Origin of the sequence: Collibacillus ludicampi (assembly GCF_023705585.1) — a bacterium.
In the GTDB taxonomy this organism is placed as follows: Bacteria; Bacillota; Bacilli; order Tumebacillales; family BOQE01; genus Collibacillus; species Collibacillus ludicampi.
Window position 1 is genome coordinate 585,145 of record NZ_BOQE01000001.1, and the last position, 17,207, is coordinate 602,351.

The window sequence follows — 17,207 nt, forward strand, 5'->3', positions numbered from 1 at the left end:
AAAACGTCTACAAGTCACACCAGGCTACAAATCCCGCCAATGCCGTCGGACAACATGTTTCACGAACCTGCTCTCGCAGGTGGGCGACTCATCATCGTTTCTGCCTTCCCACTTATCACCCTTCGCACGTGGGCCTGACATAGACGATGATATCTGTCTCCCTCATATATACTCACGGTTCGAAACATCCGATGCCCTAACGCACATCGCAGGATTAAGGATCGTTCTTTGTATCCATTATTATAAGTGAAATATGCTCTGCTTGCAAATACACTGTTTTCCAAAAACGTACTCGCGGTAACGTTCTGATATCACTTGTCCTTTTTGAAGAATCGTTATTCTTTATCCGACTCATCGTTTCCACACGTTTGATGATTTTCGCCCGCATGCAATGAACTTGGATGACTTGCGGAACACAGGGCTTCCCGTACCTTTCCGGCGAGTTCTGTCAGTTGATCGAGATCGCCGCTTTTATCGTGGAATTCCTTTTGGAATGTGATCGCTTCAACCACCCGTCCCAAATCGTATAAACGTTCGATATCGCGCAGAAGCGTGAGAACCTGATTGGATTTCATCTCAAAATGACGCTGCGCTTCGCGGATTTCTTCTCTGATCTGCGACATCTCTTCATCGAGGCGAAAAGCCGCTTCGGCCGCATTGCGCAGTCGGTCTTTGATGTCCTGAGGAATATTCCCCTGGTATTTATAACTCAATGAATGTTCGATCGTTGCCCAGAAATTCATCGCCAATGTGCGGATTTGAATCTCTGCCAAGATACTTTTTTCCCCGTTGGCTGTCTGTAAGGGATAACGAATCACGATATGATAACTCCGATAGCCGCTTTCCTTCGTATTCTTGACGTAATCTTTTTCTTCTACGATTGTCATATCTTTGCCGTTCCGCTGGTGGATCAATTGGACAACCCGGTAGATATCATCGACAAACTGAACCATAATGCGGATTCCGGCGATATCCGGAACTTCCTCCGGCCGTTCTTGAGGGATCCCTAATTTTTTGGCTTTCTCCAAAATGCTCGAAACTTTCTTCACTCGGCCGGTAACAAATTCAATCGGCGAGTATTCCATCTTTCGTTTCAACTCGCTCCGAATACTGCGAAACTTTACTTTCAATTCTTCAACCGCTTGCTCATAAGGAATCAAAAATTGATCCCAATCCCGTCCGTGCATCAGTTCCCCTCCTTAATGGCCCAGGGGAATATCGTATAAAGGTTTCCATGGATGTCCTTTTTCTAGTTGTTGATAAACGCGAACACTCTTCGCGTGAAACGGCGGAAAACCGCTTAACTGCTCAGCGGCCAGGATGAAAGCTTGCTGCATCTCATGCTCCTTCAATCCGAACGATTTCATCGCGATCGTGAGATGCGGGTGGTAATCATCCCCTTCGAAACGCCTTCGGTCTTGCGGCGGACAAAAAGGACGCAAACATGCCAATACCGCTTTGTGAAAAGAGAGAATGCGTTCCGAGTGTATAGAAAGATACAAGACAGCTGACCTCCCAAAAAACATAGGGGAGCCTAATTGTATCTCTACAGGTTCTTGCCGTTCACATGTCTCTTTGAGCATTGGCATCCAAAGTTTGGGATCCCCGAGATATTCAGGAGATTTTACGGTAATATGCGCTTCGATGTGGCGGAAGTGTCTCTCATTCGTGCGTTTGCGAAAATCTTCTATGCGTTTGTAGATCTCTTCCGGAGGAACGAAGCCAAGGAAATATTTCACATATTCATCCTCGCTTTCAAGCCTGCAGCCGCCTCTTTCGGATTGGCAGCGCTCATGACGGCAGAGACCACCGCAACTCCTGCCGCACCTGTCCGCATCGTCTCCGCCACATTGCTTGCCTGGATTCCCCCGATCGCAACAACTGGGATATGTACAGCCTTGACGATGTCACGCAATCCATCAAGGCCCGTATATCCCGCGTCCGCTTTCGAGCGCGTCGGGAAGACGGCACCTACCCCCAGGTAGTCGGCGCCGTCCCTCTCCGCGGCAATCGCTTCCTCCACCGTATCCGCCGAAACGCCGATCAATCGATCGCCTAGAATACGTCTGGCGTCGCGACAAGAAATATCATCCTGTCCGACATGTACGCCGTCAGCATCGACCAGCAGTGCCACATCCACGCGATCGTTGACGAAGAACAGGACACCATATTCTCTCGTCAGTTTTCTGACCGCCATTCCCAGTTCCACAAATCTGCGCCCCAATTCCTGTTTGCGTCGCAGTTGAATCGCGGTCGCCCCTCCTTCGATGGCGGAGCGTATAATCGGCAATAATTCATCCCCATTGGGCCGTTCATCTGTAACCACATAGAGTTGCAATGCTTTTCCTAGTTGTTGCCGATCCATGTTCATTCACAATCTCCCATTTGAACGATTTTTGCACGCTGTTCAACCAGTGAAACATCGAGGTTGTATAAAGCATCAAACAAAGCCGTCAGGAATGATCCCGGGCCCACCGCTTTTTCTGCCGCGATCTCTGCCGCAACGTTGTAGCAAGCGAGAGCAGCAACACAGGCTTCAGCATAAGTCCTCGTATCCGCCTTTCTCCCTGCCGCACCCAGAAATGCACCGAGAATCCCTGTCAGCATACATCCAGATCCGGTGATGGCCGCGAGAAGCGGATGACCGTTTTGCAATTGCCAAAGTGTGTATCCATCGGTGACATAATCGGTTTCACCGGTCGCAATCAGTACACAGTTGTTTTTCCGGGAATATGCTCGCATGTTCTCGGGGAGGTCTTGGGCCATGGAAACGGCATCGACCCCTTTGACCTCTCCTCCAGTCCCCAATAGGATACCCATCTCTCCGGCATTACCGCGCAACACCGTGATGTGGAGTTGATCGATCACACGTTTCGCGACTTCATTTCGATAAGGAGTTGCGCCGACTCCCACCGGGTCGAAAATCACGGGTACGCCTTCCTCATTTGCTGCACGTCCCGCAAGGAGCATGGCTTCCACCGTAGATTCATCCAGCGTTCCCATATTGAGCGCGAGCGCGTTCGCAATTCTGGCCATGTCACCCACTTCCTGTTTCGCGTACGCCATAACGGGCGAAGCGCCTACCGCCAACAAAGCGTTGGCAACGATGTTGGTCACCACCAGATTCGTGATGTTATGTACAAGAGGACGTATTTCCCGTACTTTCTCCATCCATCCCTTAATATCCAAATCATGCATCTCGTATTTCCCCTCCCGCTATTTCCAGAAAATTATGCAGGATTCTCGCGGTTAATCCCCATATCGTACGCCCTTGATAGGAAACAAAGTACTCTGGCATTGTACCTTTACTCCAATTATAATATTTTCCTCTCGGGATCCGTTCAAAGGGAAAATCTTCTGGAGGTTCCACTTTCAAATAAACGTCATGCCGTTCAAATGACTCTTGCTTCAAAACATGTAAAGGCACATAGAAAACTTCCTCGACTTCATCGGGATTCGGTGTGAGAATCGCATGCTCCGCAATCGTACAGACATAGGGATGGATCATCTCTTGAAACGGTGTGACGAGAATGTCCAACGCACCGATCACCTTGATCAATCCGCGCTCGATTCCAAGTTCCTCGCTCGTTTCCCGGATTGCGGTTTCTTCCGCGCTTCGGTCGCCGGGATCCACCCTCCCTCCAGGAAAGCATATTTCCCCCGGCTGTCTTTTTAAATGCTTAGCCCTCACTTCGAACAAAACGCACCATTCGCTTTCGTGCCGTACCAGCGCGAGCATGACTGCAGATTTTCGCATCTGTTCCTGCCCTAATATGTGAACGTGTCGATTCATGAGCTTTTTTTGTAAGGAGGTAAACATCGCACACCTCAATGTCAATAAACGCTGTTTTCAACATTCAAATTGTAACATAAAACTGTCATTAATTTTCATGATTCCTGACCCAGTTCGCGGGAACGTTCCGCCGCCCGTAAAATCGCACGTTTCATCCATTCATTGACTTCACCGGTACGGAGCACTTCCAGACCGGCCTGTGTCGTGCCATTGGGGGAAGTGATCTGACGACGCAATTCGGCAGGCGGGAGTCCTGTTTTCATGAGCATACATCCTGCACCGTAAATCGTTTGCACCACTAATGTTTTCGCGATCTCTTCCGGCAGTCCCAGCATCACTCCCGCTTCTTGCATGGCTTCAACGATGTAGTAAAAGAAAGCGGGGCCGCTTCCCGACAGCCCTGTTACCGCATCCATGAGCGATTCTTCGATAACGGAAACCGTCCCGACGGAAGAGAGCAACTGGTTGGCCAGTCGTTTCGCGTTTTCGTCACATCCGGAACTAAAGCTGACAGCGGTCGCCGATTGCAGGACGGCACACGACGTATTGGGCATTGCCCGTACGACGGAAATGTTGCGCCCCAACTGATCCTCGATCGTCTTGATCGTCACACCCGCGGCGAAACTCACCACCACCTGATTTTCTTTCACATCCTCAGCGATTTCTTGTAAAAGCGGCACTACATCACTCGGTTTGACCGCAATCACGAGAACGTCCGCTTTGCGAACCGCTTCCCGTTTCTCTTGAAAGGGAACGACTCCATACGTTTCTACCAACTGTTGCAATCTTTCTTGGTTCGAGCGATTCACGACAAACATCTCTTCAGCCAGAACGTTCCCTTCTGTAATCAATCCGCGAATCAATGATTCGGCCATCGAACCGGCACCCAGAAAAGCGATTTTTTTCCGCAACATTTGCCGCACCCCCAATTTTATCTAGTGATTCTTTCTTCCAACCTGAGAAATAAGCGATAGATCCGTATTCGCTGTTTCAAAGTCTCACGCTCCATCCAGGCGACCAGACGAAAAAATAAAAACCTCCCGTCCGTGAAGGACGGAAGGTCAGCTTCCGTGGTACCACCTTCGTTGACGCATGCGCAACCCGCAATGCGCCCACTTCATCCAATAACGGTCGAACCGTCCCCAGTTGTGACCTTGGGGAAACTCCGGAGCGGGTTCCGCTTCCGTCACGCGAGGGCCTTCCAGCCGATGAGCCCCTTCTCTGTACGTTACTTGAAGCGTACTGCTCTCCATCATCGTTATGGATATGAACATGTTAAGATTATTCATAGTTATACATCGAAGATCTTGTCCAAGTCAATATGATTTATGTATGATCAGTACGTCAGGAGGTAGGTATCGTGTCTCTCATTCGTCTTATTCCTTTCCGTACGGAATACGCGGCCGATATGGCGGAATTGCTCGCTGACCAAGCTGTACATCAATATCTTGATCTTCCGTTATGTACAACAGATGACTGTATCTTCAACATCACGAACGCTATGGCCATGGAGGCTCTCGGATTCGCGCTGCATCGTTTGATCCTCGATTCAAATGACAGACTCGTCGGCGGGATCTCTCTCGTCAACATCGATCAGGAAGAAGGGAGCGCATTCATGGGAACTTGGCTGGGTCAGGCGTATTGGGGACAGGGATTTAATCAAGCGGCAAAAATGGAAATGTTACGGATCGCGTTCGAACAATTGTGTCTTACACGCATTTTCTTCGTCACTCCCCGGGAACATACACGATCCCTGCGTGCTCTCGAAAAACTTCCTTATGTTCAGGTACATGTCAATCGAGACTACCCATCCTTATGCAAACGGATCGAATATCAATTAGGTAGAGAGATCGTTCTCTCTGTGGTCACGAAAGAGCTATGGGAAACAAAGAACGGCCCTCTCATGTAGGCCGCTCACTCTATTCTTCTTCCACGGTTTCATCCATGTCGGAAGTTCCAACGTTTTCCTCATTCGCAACATCAACGACAAGGTTCGCTCTTTCTTCGAGGGAACGCATTTCGTTTTCATATTCCTCCTGAGTATACGGGATGACCCTTTCGACATTCATTCCGTTTTCCATCAATTCACGAATCAGTTTCCCGGGTGATTCCGCTTCTCGGAACATCGTTCGGACCGTTTCTCTATGCATCAGTTCCTCTGCCGGCCAATAAAAGATCTTATAGAGTTGCATCGGGAAATCCTCCTTCAGTTGTCAAACCTGATGTTAATTATACTCAGGGGACTTTGTTTTTCAACACAGGCGGTTTCACGGGCAAACGCCCACGTTCACGCATAGGATAGTGCGAGGTGAGATCGCGTGAGTACCTATAAAATCGTTGTGTCCTTTAGCCAACGCCGACTGTATCTCTACGAAAATAATCATCTGAAAAAATCCTACCCCGTGGGTATAGGAAAAATCTTGTCGCGGACACCTGCGGGCGATTTTATTATCGTCAATAAACAGCCCAATCCCGGCGGCCCATACGGTGCCATGTGGATGGGACTTTCCAAGCGGCATTACGGAATACACGGTACCAACAATCCCGCATCCATTGGCAAGAGGGTTTCGAAAGGGTGCATTCGCATGTATAACCATGATGTGTTGGAACTTGCTTCGATCGTCCCCCTTGGCACACATGTATTTATCCGTTCATAAAACCTCTTTGGAAGCTCCCTGATTTCATCCCTTGCGCTCGATCGCTATGACAGTAGGAGGAGAGTTTTTCTGATTAATGTATTGGTACCAGAGGACATGATACATCTTTTGGTCCAGGTGTTTTCCCCATTCGATGACAGCATCCGCTTCGGCTTTTCCTTCTTGATGTCCACTGTACAGCACGACGGTAATTACGCCTCCGGGCGCGAGCAACTGTAAACCGCCTTCAAGCGCTGCAATCGTGGAAGCGGGTTGGGTCACGATCGATTTGTCTCCTCCCGGACGATAACCAAGATTAAACATGATGGCTTGTACATTCCCAATGACCGTATCAGGAAGAGAAGAGGCCATGTACTGATGGCTTCCGCGGATCAGATGAACTCGATCGATCACATGGGCTTCTTCCAGGCGTTGACGCGTGATTTCCAATGCTTCCTCTTGGATGTCGAATCCGTATACGATCCCTTGTGCACCGACAAGCTTGGCAAGGAATAACGTATCATGGCCGTTCCCGACGGTTGCGTCGATCGCGATTCCGCCTACTGTCACATGGTCTTCAATCACGGAACGCACAAAAGGTAAAATCGGCAATAAACTCATGAAAATCCCTTCTTTGACTAACCTTTATAAAACTTTCCTTGCCACGAGTTGCGTCGTTTCAGTTCGTGGTCGATTCCGTTGAGAACCTGCCATTTGTCCAAGCTCCACATCGGCCCGATCAGAAGATCGGGAGGACCGTCTCCCGTCAAACGATGGATCACCATCTCGGGCGGAAGGATCTCAAGGATATCGACAACGAGACGGATGTACTGATCCATCTCCAGGAATGTCAATTCACCGCGTTCATACTCTTTGACCAGAGGAGTATGTCTGAGAAGATGAAGCAAATGAATCTTGATCCCCTGTACGTCCATAGCGGCCACGGCTTTAGCCGTTTCCATCATCATCTCTTCCGTCTCGCCCGGCAACCCCAGGATGATATGGGAACAAACGCGGATTCCTCTGTCCCGCAGCTTTCTCACACCATCGAGATATGTCTGGAAATCATGACCGCGGTTGATCCGCTCAGCCGTGGATTCATGGATCGTCTGAAGGCCTAATTCCACCCAAAGATACGTGCGTTGATGCATCTCCGCCAGTAAATCAACGACATCATCGGGCAGACAGTCGGGACGTGTCGCGATGGACAACCCGACAACATCTTCAAGCCCGAGAATCGTTTCATACATCTCACGCAGTTCACCAGCAGGTGCATACGTGTTGGTATACGCTTGAAAATAGCCGATATATTTCGCTTTCGGCCACTTTTTGTGCATACGTTCACGAACTTCCTGAAATTGCGTAACCAGATCGTCACGTCGGTTACCGGCAAAATCACCGGAGCCACGCGCACTGCAGAACGTACAACCGCCCGTTGCCACGGTCCCGTCTCTATTCGGGCAGGTAAATCCCGCATCGAGCGGTACTTTGAATATCTTTTCGCCAAATACATGGCGCAATTCCCAATTCCAACTATGATACCGTTTATCCCCCCATAAGAGGGGCTTATGTTGTTCGATTGTTTGGGCTTCCATCTCGTTCCCCTTTCCTCTTTTCCTAACTCTTATTGTACCGAATTTCACGCGAAGATGCGCAAGAGAAAGCATGATTTCTTTCTCCAAAAAATTTATCTTATTAAGAGTATTTAAGGGGTTCACCCCATTCACTCAATCTGAGATAATAGGAAGAAAAATTGAAATTCACTGAGAGGGATCTTCATGGACAAAAAACGCAAACTTGAGATTCTGCATCTTTTGCATGAAAATTCCCGCCTGTCTGTGGAAACGATCGCGGATATGTTGGGGGAAGACCCACAAGAGGTTGCCCAGGCGATCGCCGAGATGGAACGGGATCATGTGATACTCCGTTATTCGGCCGTGGTGAATTGGGATAAGGTAGAATCCCAACGGGTCACTGCGGTCATCGATGTAAAAGTAACCCCCCAACGAGAGGTCGGTTTTGACGCGATTGCCGAACGAATCTACCGCTTTCCGGAAGTATCCGCTGTATACTTGATGTCGGGAAGTTTTGATCTGCAAGTGATTGTGGAAGGCCGTCATATTAAAGAGGTGGCACAGTTCGTCTCGCAAAAATTATCGACGATTGAACATGTGAATTCGACCACAACCCACTTTTTGTTAAAAACATACAAGTCTGACGGGGTTATTTTTGACGATCAAGAAGGCGATCAACGGCTGGTGATTTCACCGTGAGTACAATACACGAACGCCTCTCACCTGTTGTCAGAAACCTGCCGCCTTCAGGGATCCGGCGATTTTTTGATTTGGCGAACCAGATGGAGGATGTCATCTCCCTCGGCGTGGGGGAGCCTGATTTTGTCACACCGTGGCGTGTTCGTGAAGCCTGCTATTATTCATTGGAACAAGGCTATACCTCCTACACGTCCAATCATGGTCTTCCCGAGCTGCGTGAAGCCATCGCCGCCTATTTAGAGAATTTCCACCTGCAATATGATCCTATGAAGGAACTGGTGATCACCATCGGGGGGAGTGAGGCGATCGATATTGCCTTACGCACACTGATCTGTCCTGGGGACGAGGTGCTGATTCCAGAGCCCGCTTACGTGTCTTATCGCCCATGTGCCATACTTGCGGGTGCGGTACCGGTTGGTGTCGAGACGCGTGCGGATGATGATTTCCGTCTGACAGCCGAACTTTTACGCGAACGGATTACTCCACGTTCGAAAGTCTTGATCCTTTGTTTTCCGAACAATCCGACAGGCGCGATCATGTCGGAGGACGATTTGCGCTCCATTGCCCAGGTGGTCATCGAGCATGATCTTTTTGTCATTTCCGATGAGATTTACGCGGAGTTGACATATGAAGGGAAACATGTAAGTATCGCGTCTCTCCCCGGTATGAAAGAACGTACCATTCTCGTCAGCGGCATGTCAAAAGCGTTTGCCATGACCGGCTGGCGCATCGGGTATGCGGCCGCTCCCGAGGAGATTCTCAGCGAGATGGTCAAGATCCATCAGTACACGATCCTTTGCGCACCGATTATGGGACAAAAAGCGGCACTGGAAGCATTGAAACATGGACAAGTGGAAAAAAAACATATGGTGGAGCGCTATAATCAACGCAGGCGTTTGATCGTGAAAGGATTGCGTGAAATCGGACTTGCCTGCCACGAACCCAAAGGCGCTTTTTACGCGTTCCCCGATATTCGCTCAACGGGCCTCACTTCCGAACAATTCGCGGAGGGCTTGTTACGATACGGAAAAGTAGCGGTCGTGCCCGGGAATGTGTTTGGCGAATGCGGCGAAGGGTTTGTCCGTTGTTCGTATGCGACATCTGTCGATCAGATTCAACGCGCGCTCGAACGCATCGACCGGTTTGTCCAATCTCTAAAGTGATCCTCTCGCTTCATATACTGGGTGTAGATCGAAACGAAAACGGTTCAATCATCGGGGGAATGTGAAGTGAAGATCACTTTTGTCGATGATTGCCAGATCTGCGATCGAAGTTTCACCTGCTTCGAGACGGTCTATTATCTGCCAGACAATGATTGTTACATTTGCGATGACTGTGTGAGTAGCGTGTATGCCGTAACCAAAGTAACCGTTGAACCTCGAATCTTTCTTGGCGAAGATGCGGATGAGTCAGGGAAAAACATCCTTGAACTCCTTCGAACCTTTAAGAGAAGCGTTGATCGTTCCGTTTGGCTTGATCTCATGGACAGAATCAATTACGAAACATAAGATCGCGCAGCATATGAAAATTGCAAAGAAAGCCCCCACCACAAGCAACGAGGCGGGGGTTCCTAAAGCCGTAATTCTGATGGCTGTAACCATACCCATTGGTAATCGGCAACAAACTGACATGGATAAATCCTTTGTCGATATTATTGATACCCGTGCGGCGGTTGAGGAATCCCTTGTTGTCCCGGATGCGAAATATACATCGGACGAGGCGGCATATACGGAGCGGTTGTTCCTTGAGTACTGGCTACCGGTTGATGGCGATGCAACATCGTTTTCGCTGTATGGGTTTCCAAAGTAGGTACTTGATACCAACCTTTTTGATTCATATACTGAAACACTTCAAACGCTTGATGTGCACACGCATTTGCACTATTCACCATCAATTGGCGCAGATTCGGGTCGGAACACTCTAGTGCTGCTGACATGTGGTTCTTTGCCGAATTCTTGTGTGCACAAAGCAAAGCCACCGCAATTTGCTGGTCGGTGAATCGTCCCGTATTCATCTGAGGTGAAGCGGGGGCAGGATTGCGCAGGCCGTATTGAATCGATTGCGGGTTTGCCACCTGCGAGATTTGGGCTGCTTGGGGACTCACTGCGTGATAATCGTGTGTATACGAAACCAATTCGTTGTAACTTTGAATCGCGTATTGAAGATGGCGATCGATCATATTTCGTAACACAGGATCTTGGCATTGTTGTGCATACATCGAAAAATGATCGATCATACAAATTTTTTCACCCAAGATTTCATGCGCTTCCATCGCTTCATGCGCACCGTACGGCATACACATTCCTCCTAATAGTAAGATGCTATAACATGAGGCATATCGTCAAAGAGGTTAAGCGGAAGTTTTCTTCCGAAGCCGATATTTAGCATCTCCAAGACATGACTTGATCATCCATGGAATCAGAAAAAAAAGAAGGGTTCACCGAACGGTAACCCTTCTACATATTCATGTAGTTTTTTTACATGTTGTACAGAACTTCAAGGAAAACACGCTATTATACCCATGCGCGCCGGTTGACTTCTCGAATGAAGTCCCTTTGCGACATATTTTTTGGCTCCTCTTGATCTTCTTTCTTCTTGCTTCCTACAAGCTCGTCGAACAATTCTTTATTTCTCGTGCGCAACGCATAATCGATCAGCGCATCCCGTTGCGCTTTTGCCGATGCCTTTTTGATGAGCACTTCTTCCTGTTCAATATCCGCTTCGGGAACATAAAATGTTTTATCTAACTTCGGAACACGAATAACAAAATCGAATGCGCTGTCCGGGTTTTTATCATATGCAAGTATATATGCATATTCCCCTATGGGAAGATTCTGTTCGAAGCGATCCCCCTGAATGATCACTTTCTGCCCTAGACGAAACATTGTAACCCCCCTCGCCTTCTTGCAAGAGATGTTATTCCTCTTCTATATGAGATCAACGATTCATAGACAACCCAGCCATTGACTGAATTCTTAAGCAGTAAGATACTGCAGTCCCAGGCGAAAATCAAGGGGCAATTATGCACGAATTTGTCCACTACCTCGCCCTATATACTTATAACTGGTTAGTTCTCGGAGTCCCATAGGCCCACGCGCATGCATTTTCTGTGTACTGATTCCGATCTCAGCTCCAAAGCCGTATTCGAAGCCGTCGGTAAAACGGGTCGACGCATTATGATACACGGCGGCCGCATCGACTGCACGCAGGAATTTCTCAGCAGTGGCTTGATCCTGTGTAACAATCGCCTCCGTATGTTTCGTACCATACTTGTCGATATGTTCAATCGCTTCATTGAGATCGCGAACCACTTTTACCGCCAAAATGAGATCCAAATACTCGGTCTCCCAATCCTCCTCCAGTGCGGCCGGCAAATCAGGCAACACTCGGCGTGCCTGTTCACATCCACGCACTTCCACGCCCGCCTGGCGCAATCTTTCCACAACATCGGGCAACCAGTTTGGAGCGACCGACTGATGCACAAGGAGGGTTTCCATCGCATTGCATACGGACGGACGCTGCGCTTTTGCATTGACAACGATTTCGGTAGCCATTTGCAAATCCGCATGTTGATCCACATACACATGGCAGTTTCCTACCCCGGTTTCAATGACAGGCACAACGCTGTTTCGGACAACGCGCTGAATCAAGCCTGCTCCTCCCCGGGGAATCACAAGATCGACATACTCTTTCAGTTGAATCAAGATATCGACAGCTTCACGCTCCGTGCGTTCTACAAGCTGAACGGCTTCTTTCGGAAATCCAGCCGCCGCCAACCCTTTCTGCAACGATCGAACGAGGGCGAGATTGCTCTGCAGCGCTTCTTTTCCTCCGCGCAAAATCACTGCGTTTCCGGTTTTGAGGCATAATCCCGCGGCGTCTACAGTAACGTTTGGGCGTGATTCGTAAATGATGGCGATCAGTCCGAAAGGTACCCGTACTTTTTGCAAAACAAGACCATTGGGGCGGGTCCATGATTCATCGATCTCACCAACGGGGTCAGCCAGCTCTGCGACCGAATAGAGTCCTTCCATCATGTCGCGAATTCTCTTTTCATTGAGAATGAGGCGGTCGATCTTCGCTTCCGGTATCCCCATTTCTCTTGCTGTTTGCACATCTTCTCGATTGGCCTGCAAAATCCGCTCCATATCTTCTTCCAAAGCGGAAGCCATCGCCTTCAACGCCCGATTCTTTTCTTCCGTTGTTTTCATAGCGAGAATCTTCTCTATCCGTTTCGCAGATTTCGCTTGCTCGACAATCGCTTCATACAACTCTGTCATTTATACCACTCCTTCCAGTAATATCATGACATCGCGATGGACAACTTCCCGCAAATGATGTTCGCTCGAACCGCAGATCATCCGAAGATCGGCATCACTGTAATTGACGATCCCTTTGGCGATCACCCTTTGATCTAACTGTACGATTTCCACCGCGTCGCCCTCCGTGAATGTGCCTTCGATGCGAACAATTCCTGGGGCCAGGAGACTTTTTCCACCATGAACGAGTGCATCCGCAGCACCGTCATCGACAAACAAGCGCCCTTTCACTTTCGATCCGAATGCGATCCATTGTTTCTTTCCGGAAAGTCTTTTTTGCGGCAGAAAACGGGTGCCCAAAGGTTCTCCGGCAACAACCCTTTCAATGACACGTTCTGTACGGCTATGCGCGATCACCAGTTCAATTCCCGCTTGCATGGCGATCTTTGCCGCTTGCAATTTCGTTTTCATGCCTCCCGTTCCATGGACGGATCCTGTTCCTCCGGCAGCCTTTTCCAGTTCGGGGGTTATCTCCTTTACCACTTCGATTCGTCGAGCATCCGGATGTTCTTTTGGGTTCGCCGTGTACAATCCATCGATATCGGTTAACAGGATCACGAGATCCGCTTCCGCCAGGATCCCTACCCAACTTCCCAATGTATCGTTGTCACCGAAGCGGATTTCGTCGACCGCTACGGTGTCATTTTCATTGACAATGGGTATGATTCCATAGTGAAGCAACGTCTCAAGGGTGTTACGGATATTCACATATCTCTTACGATCCTCAATATCTCCTCGCGTCAAAAGCAATTGTGCGATCATTTCTCCGTATTCAGCGAATAAATGTTTGTACGTTTCGATTAAAAGACCTTGTCCCACGGCGGCTGCAGCCTGCTTTTCCGGCATGGTAATCATTGTACGCGACCATTGCAAATGACCGAGTCCTGCCGCAACAGCACCCGAAGAGACGAGAAGCACTTCCGTATTCGCTTCCTGCTTGAGACGCACCAAGCTCTCCACCAAGGTTTTCATCCGTTCCATACAGATGATGCCTCGCTCATCTGTCAGGCTGCTGCTGCCCACTTTCACAACGATTCTTTTTTTCTGCCGGCTCAATTCACACCCACCTTTCGTCGAAATGTATCTTGAAAAAAGTGTAGATTGGTGGGCGTATGCTTTGCGTTCGCGCTCCGTGGAGGTCGTCTCGCATGGAACAATGATCAAATGTCGCGAGACAACCTCCAAAGTCGCTGTCTCACGCAAAGCATTACGCCCATCTAAAGACACTTTTCATTATCTGATGGCTCCTGCTTGCGGTATGGAGGGCCACTTTGAAAACTTGTGCTTGGGTGGGTATATCGCTTTGCGCTTGGGTTCGATGAAGGTCGTCTTTGAGGCATATGCTTTGCGCTCATGCTCCGTGGAGGCCGTCTCGCACGGAATATGATCAATGTTGCGAGACGACCTTCAAGGTCGCTATTACGCGCAAAGCATATGGCCCTCTTGAATGGTTTAAGGAAGCGGAACGACCCTCATCTCACCTCTGCGCTGCAAAGCGATACAACCCACCCAAAAGCCACTCTGTTGATTATGGCAGATTAAAATCTCTTCTGCTGGTGCCGCCCATGCTTAGTCAAAGTGATGTAGCGTAACCGTTTTATAAATACAAAAAAACCCCTCGTCCCGAAGGACGAAAGGTTTCACTTCCGTGGTACCACCTTCGTTGGCAGCCAAGCACATGTCGATGCTTCTCTGCCCACTCATCATCGGATAACGGCCGATAGCCGTTTCGTCTTTTCAACGAAAATGCTCGGGAGGCGGGATCGGCAGACTTTAACGACAGGGTCTTTCAGCCTATGAACCCTGTTCTCTGAACGCAAGTGACTGCCTTTACTCTCCGTCATTGCATGATGTATATTCCTTATTTACTTTATACCGATTTCCCCGCTCTCGTGTCAACCGAACATTGCATAGCAACTCCATCCTGAACATTCACAGCTGATAATGGCAAACAAATATGAACAGCCGTCCCCTTACCTTCTTCGCTCTCGACGGTCATATGACCGCCATGATTTTGGACGATCTGAAGCGAGATGGGTAATCCAAGTCCGGTACCTTCATCTTTCGTTGAATAAAATGGATTAAAAATCTGATCGAGAATTCCTGGTGGAATTCCGCTTCCATCATCACGAACTTCTATATGAATATGATCTTCCCTGCATTCTCCCAACAGTACGACTTTTTCTACGCCTGTGGCTTCAATCGCATTTTTAATCACGTTCAGAAGCACTTGTTTCATTTGTTTGGCATCGATATTGACCACGGGTAATGGTGTTAATTGCGTATAGGATAATTGGACATTGTGTAAGAGTGCTTGCGGCTGTAAAAAGGTAATAACATTTTGTAAGACGTCAGACAATGCAACCGCCTTTCGCATCGGGGCAATCGGTTTTGACAGCATAACGAACTCTGTCAGAAGACTGTTAATCCGCTTCAATTCATGAAAAATTAACTCTAGGTATTCCTTCTTGCATTCGAGGTCACCGCTAGTAAGTAATTGCAGAAATCCAAGCGAACTGGTTAAAGGATTGCGAATTTCGTGTGCCAAACCGGCGGCCAATTGTCCCAAGGCGATCAATTTTTCGTTTTGCAGGATGTGTCGTTCCAACTGTTTTTTCTCCGTGATATCTCGCATCGTTCCAACGACGCCCGTTAGATTTCTGTGGTTGCGTATCAGTCGAGTATCGACGGTAAAATATTTTTTCTGTACAGGTATTTGTTGAACAACAACCTGGATTTCACGATCCACATATTCTATCTCTTTTTCCATACTTTCCAAGAGAATCGTGGCGATCGATTCTTCTTCATCCGGAAACAATTCGGATATGTGTTTCCCTACAATGTCGGGGATTTCCTGCATCATCATTTTATTCGCGCGCAAAACTCTTCCGTCACGTGAAACCATTAGCATATACCGGTAGGAACCTTCAAATAGAAAGTCATTCAGGAACTCCAATTCCCGATTCTGCTGAGTGAGATGGAGTTCTTTTTCGATCGCACGTGCCGCCGCCTTCACCATGTTGATGACGACCGGATCCAATTCCTTGTCGCTTCCTACCGACAAAGCTCCCATATAGTTTCCTTGTCCGTCACAGATCGGCGCGGAGAAACAAATAAAAGAACGTTGTAAACGATGATAATGTTCTTCCTTCCTGATGATAACAGGCTTATTAAGGACGATGCCTGTTCCGATCGCATTGGTACCTATTGATTCTTCCGTCCACACGGCACCCGGACGTATATGAAACGCCGCCGCTTGGCGAACGAGTTCCGATGAACCGAAGACCTCCAGAATGCAACCGTTTTCTTCATTAATCCCCATGATGAAATCTTGTTCAGGCATTAATAGGGAATTGATAAAAGGGATGGATACTTGTAGAAACGTTTGATTTTTTTGGCGTAAGTGTTCTAATTCTTGATCGGATACACATAGAGGTTCCCCATCCGGGTCTACCCCTGATGTCAGACACCTTTTCCAGGAATCTTCCACCATCTGACGCCTACGATCATGAAAATCCATTCTCATTTGGAATTCCCCGTATACTTGTTTTCTTTTACTATACCACATAGGGACATAAAGTGTCAGTACAAGCGCGATTTTGCTAAATCGTTCGCCATTTTCACAGTGGCGTGTAACCTCATTCGTAATTTGGTAGGATAAATATTGAGACTTCGTATTTGAGGTGATAGATGTGCGTCCAAAAAAACCTTCTGAATCAAAGATCGAAATGACAGATATTATCCTACCGCCGCAGACCAATCAACACGGAACCGTGTTCGGTGGTGAAGTGATGTCATATATCGACCGTATCGGCTGTATTGCCGCGATGCGTCATGCTGGAAAACCTGTGGTTACCGCTTCTTTTGACAGCATGGATTTCTTGGCGCCTATTCACGTAGGGGAAGCGATCTGCTTGCGAGCGGTGGTCACATGGACAGGCCGTACTTCTATGGAAGTACAAGTGGTTGTAGAAGGAGAGAATATCGCTACTGGCGAGCGAAGAGTCACCGGCGTTTGTTTTCTAACATTTGTTGCCGTTGATGAGGAGGGCCGTCCGGTACCCGTGCCGCCCCTGGAACCGGAAACAGAGGAAGAAAAGTTTCAATTCGAACGAGCCAAAGAAAGACAGGAGATACGCAAGAAAAGACGGAAGCGCTGGCATTCCTGATCACCTCTTGACGTATG

20 protein-coding genes, 1 other RNA gene and 1 other annotated feature are annotated in these 17,207 nt (G+C 48.4%); of the genes, 6 read left to right on the forward strand and 15 right to left on the reverse strand.

The genetic code is table 11. The features are described 5' to 3' along the window. Nucleotides 1–26: 26 nt before the first annotated feature. The 7 genes from ssrS to proC all read right to left on the reverse strand — a co-directional run bounded on the left by ssrS (nt 27) and on the right by proC (nt 4,707). Nucleotides 27–218, reverse strand: a non-coding RNA gene (gene ssrS, locus DNHGIG_RS03090) — 6S RNA. A 117-nt stretch (nt 219–335) separates the two neighbouring features. Then, entirely contained in the window at nt 336–1,187 is an 852-nt protein-coding gene (gene yjbM / locus DNHGIG_RS03095; protein ID WP_282198282.1) for a GTP diphosphokinase, read from the reverse strand. A 12-nt stretch (nt 1,188–1,199) separates the two neighbouring features. Beyond that, complete coding sequence (locus DNHGIG_RS03100) at nt 1,200–1,739, reverse strand: 2'-5' RNA ligase family protein (protein WP_282198283.1); 540 nt, start codon at nt 1,737–1,739, stop codon at nt 1,200–1,202. Further along, entirely contained in the window at nt 1,736–2,371 is a 636-nt protein-coding gene (gene thiE / locus DNHGIG_RS03105; protein WP_282198284.1) for a thiamine phosphate synthase, read from the reverse strand. Before thiE ends, DNHGIG_RS03100 begins: the two co-directional genes overlap by 4 nt. Further along, a complete protein-coding gene (thiM, locus tag DNHGIG_RS03110; RefSeq protein WP_282198285.1) occupies nt 2,368–3,198 on the reverse strand; it encodes a hydroxyethylthiazole kinase in 831 nt (276 codons plus the stop codon). Before thiM ends, thiE begins: the two co-directional genes overlap by 4 nt. Continuing rightward, nucleotides 3,191–3,757, reverse strand: a complete 567-nt coding sequence (locus DNHGIG_RS03115) for an NUDIX hydrolase (RefSeq protein ID WP_282198286.1) — start codon at nt 3,755–3,757, stop codon at nt 3,191–3,193. Before DNHGIG_RS03115 ends, thiM begins: the two co-directional genes overlap by 8 nt. 131 nt (nt 3,758–3,888) lie before the next feature. Then, on the reverse strand, nt 3,889–4,707 hold the full coding sequence (gene proC / locus DNHGIG_RS03120) for a pyrroline-5-carboxylate reductase (RefSeq protein WP_282198287.1): 819 nt from the start codon (nt 4,705–4,707) through the stop codon (nt 3,889–3,891). 132 nt (nt 4,708–4,839) lie between these two features. Further along, nucleotides 4,840–5,058 (reverse strand) — a binding site (T-box leader). A gap of 95 nt (nt 5,059–5,153) precedes the next feature. Here proC and DNHGIG_RS03125 point away from each other — a divergent pair. Then, complete coding sequence (locus DNHGIG_RS03125) at nt 5,154–5,702, forward strand: GNAT family N-acetyltransferase (RefSeq protein ID WP_282198288.1); 549 nt, start codon at nt 5,154–5,156, stop codon at nt 5,700–5,702. Nucleotides 5,703–5,712: 10 nt separating this feature from the next. On the opposite strand, the gene DNHGIG_RS03130 is transcribed toward DNHGIG_RS03125, so the two are convergent. Continuing rightward, complete coding sequence (locus DNHGIG_RS03130; protein ID WP_282198289.1) at nt 5,713–5,985, reverse strand: hypothetical protein; 273 nt, start codon at nt 5,983–5,985, stop codon at nt 5,713–5,715. A 126-nt stretch (nt 5,986–6,111) separates the two neighbouring features. Here DNHGIG_RS03130 and DNHGIG_RS03135 point away from each other — a divergent pair, with 126 nt between their 5' ends. Beyond that, nucleotides 6,112–6,450 (forward strand): L,D-transpeptidase, encoded by a 339-nt coding sequence (locus DNHGIG_RS03135; protein ID WP_282198290.1) that lies wholly within the window; start codon nt 6,112–6,114, stop codon nt 6,448–6,450. 24 nt (nt 6,451–6,474) lie between these two features. Here the strand turns inward: DNHGIG_RS03135 and mnmM are convergent, their stop codons facing one another. Further along, a complete protein-coding gene (gene mnmM, locus DNHGIG_RS03140) occupies nt 6,475–7,050 on the reverse strand; it encodes a tRNA 5-(aminomethyl)-2-thiouridylate-methyltransferase MnmM (protein WP_282198291.1) in 576 nt (191 codons plus the stop codon). A 17-nt stretch (nt 7,051–7,067) separates the two neighbouring features. Next, on the reverse strand, nt 7,068–8,024 hold the full coding sequence (gene mnmL, locus DNHGIG_RS03145) for a tRNA modification radical SAM protein MnmL/YtqA (RefSeq protein ID WP_282198292.1): 957 nt from the start codon (nt 8,022–8,024) through the stop codon (nt 7,068–7,070). Between the two features lie 183 nt (nt 8,025–8,207). Between mnmL and DNHGIG_RS03150 the strand changes: the two genes are divergently transcribed. The 3 genes from DNHGIG_RS03150 (at nt 8,208) to DNHGIG_RS03160 (ending at nt 10,210) form a co-directional block, all read left to right on the forward strand. Next, nucleotides 8,208–8,702 carry an Lrp/AsnC family transcriptional regulator gene (locus DNHGIG_RS03150; protein WP_282198293.1) on the forward strand — a complete coding sequence of 165 codons (495 nt, stop codon included), beginning with the start codon at nt 8,208–8,210 and terminating at the stop codon, nt 8,700–8,702. After that, the gene (locus DNHGIG_RS03155) at nt 8,699–9,865 is read left to right on the forward strand and encodes an aminotransferase class I/II-fold pyridoxal phosphate-dependent enzyme (protein WP_282198294.1); all 1,167 of its coding nucleotides are present in this window, start codon (nt 8,699–8,701) and stop codon (nt 9,863–9,865) included. Before DNHGIG_RS03150 ends, DNHGIG_RS03155 begins: the two co-directional genes overlap by 4 nt. 66 nt (nt 9,866–9,931) lie before the next feature. Beyond that, the gene (locus DNHGIG_RS03160; RefSeq protein ID WP_282198295.1) at nt 9,932–10,210 is read left to right on the forward strand and encodes a hypothetical protein; all 279 of its coding nucleotides are present in this window, start codon (nt 9,932–9,934) and stop codon (nt 10,208–10,210) included. 143 nt (nt 10,211–10,353) lie between these two features. Here the strand turns inward: DNHGIG_RS03160 and DNHGIG_RS03165 are convergent, their stop codons facing one another. From DNHGIG_RS03165 to DNHGIG_RS03185, 5 genes are all read right to left on the reverse strand, one after another. Beyond that, nucleotides 10,354–10,998 carry a spore coat protein gene (locus tag DNHGIG_RS03165; protein ID WP_282198296.1) on the reverse strand — a complete coding sequence of 215 codons (645 nt, stop codon included), beginning with the start codon at nt 10,996–10,998 and terminating at the stop codon, nt 10,354–10,356. 217 nt (nt 10,999–11,215) lie between these two features. After that, nucleotides 11,216–11,587 (reverse strand): ATPase, encoded by a 372-nt coding sequence (locus tag DNHGIG_RS03170; RefSeq protein WP_282198297.1) that lies wholly within the window; start codon nt 11,585–11,587, stop codon nt 11,216–11,218. Nucleotides 11,588–11,722: 135 nt separating this feature from the next. Then, the gene (locus DNHGIG_RS03175; protein WP_282198298.1) at nt 11,723–12,982 is read right to left on the reverse strand and encodes a glutamate-5-semialdehyde dehydrogenase; all 1,260 of its coding nucleotides are present in this window, start codon (nt 12,980–12,982) and stop codon (nt 11,723–11,725) included. Next, nucleotides 12,983–14,077, reverse strand: a complete 1,095-nt coding sequence (gene proB, locus DNHGIG_RS03180; RefSeq protein ID WP_282198299.1) for a glutamate 5-kinase — start codon at nt 14,075–14,077, stop codon at nt 12,983–12,985. It lies immediately after the preceding gene. Between the two features lie 814 nt (nt 14,078–14,891). After that, nucleotides 14,892–16,547 carry an ATP-binding protein gene (locus tag DNHGIG_RS03185; protein WP_282198300.1) on the reverse strand — a complete coding sequence of 552 codons (1,656 nt, stop codon included), beginning with the start codon at nt 16,545–16,547 and terminating at the stop codon, nt 14,892–14,894. Between the two features lie 202 nt (nt 16,548–16,749). On the opposite strand from DNHGIG_RS03185, the gene DNHGIG_RS03190 reads away from it, so the two are divergent. Further along, the gene (locus tag DNHGIG_RS03190) at nt 16,750–17,190 is read left to right on the forward strand and encodes an acyl-CoA thioesterase (protein WP_282201340.1); all 441 of its coding nucleotides are present in this window, start codon (nt 16,750–16,752) and stop codon (nt 17,188–17,190) included. Nucleotides 17,191–17,207 lie beyond the last annotated feature (17 nt).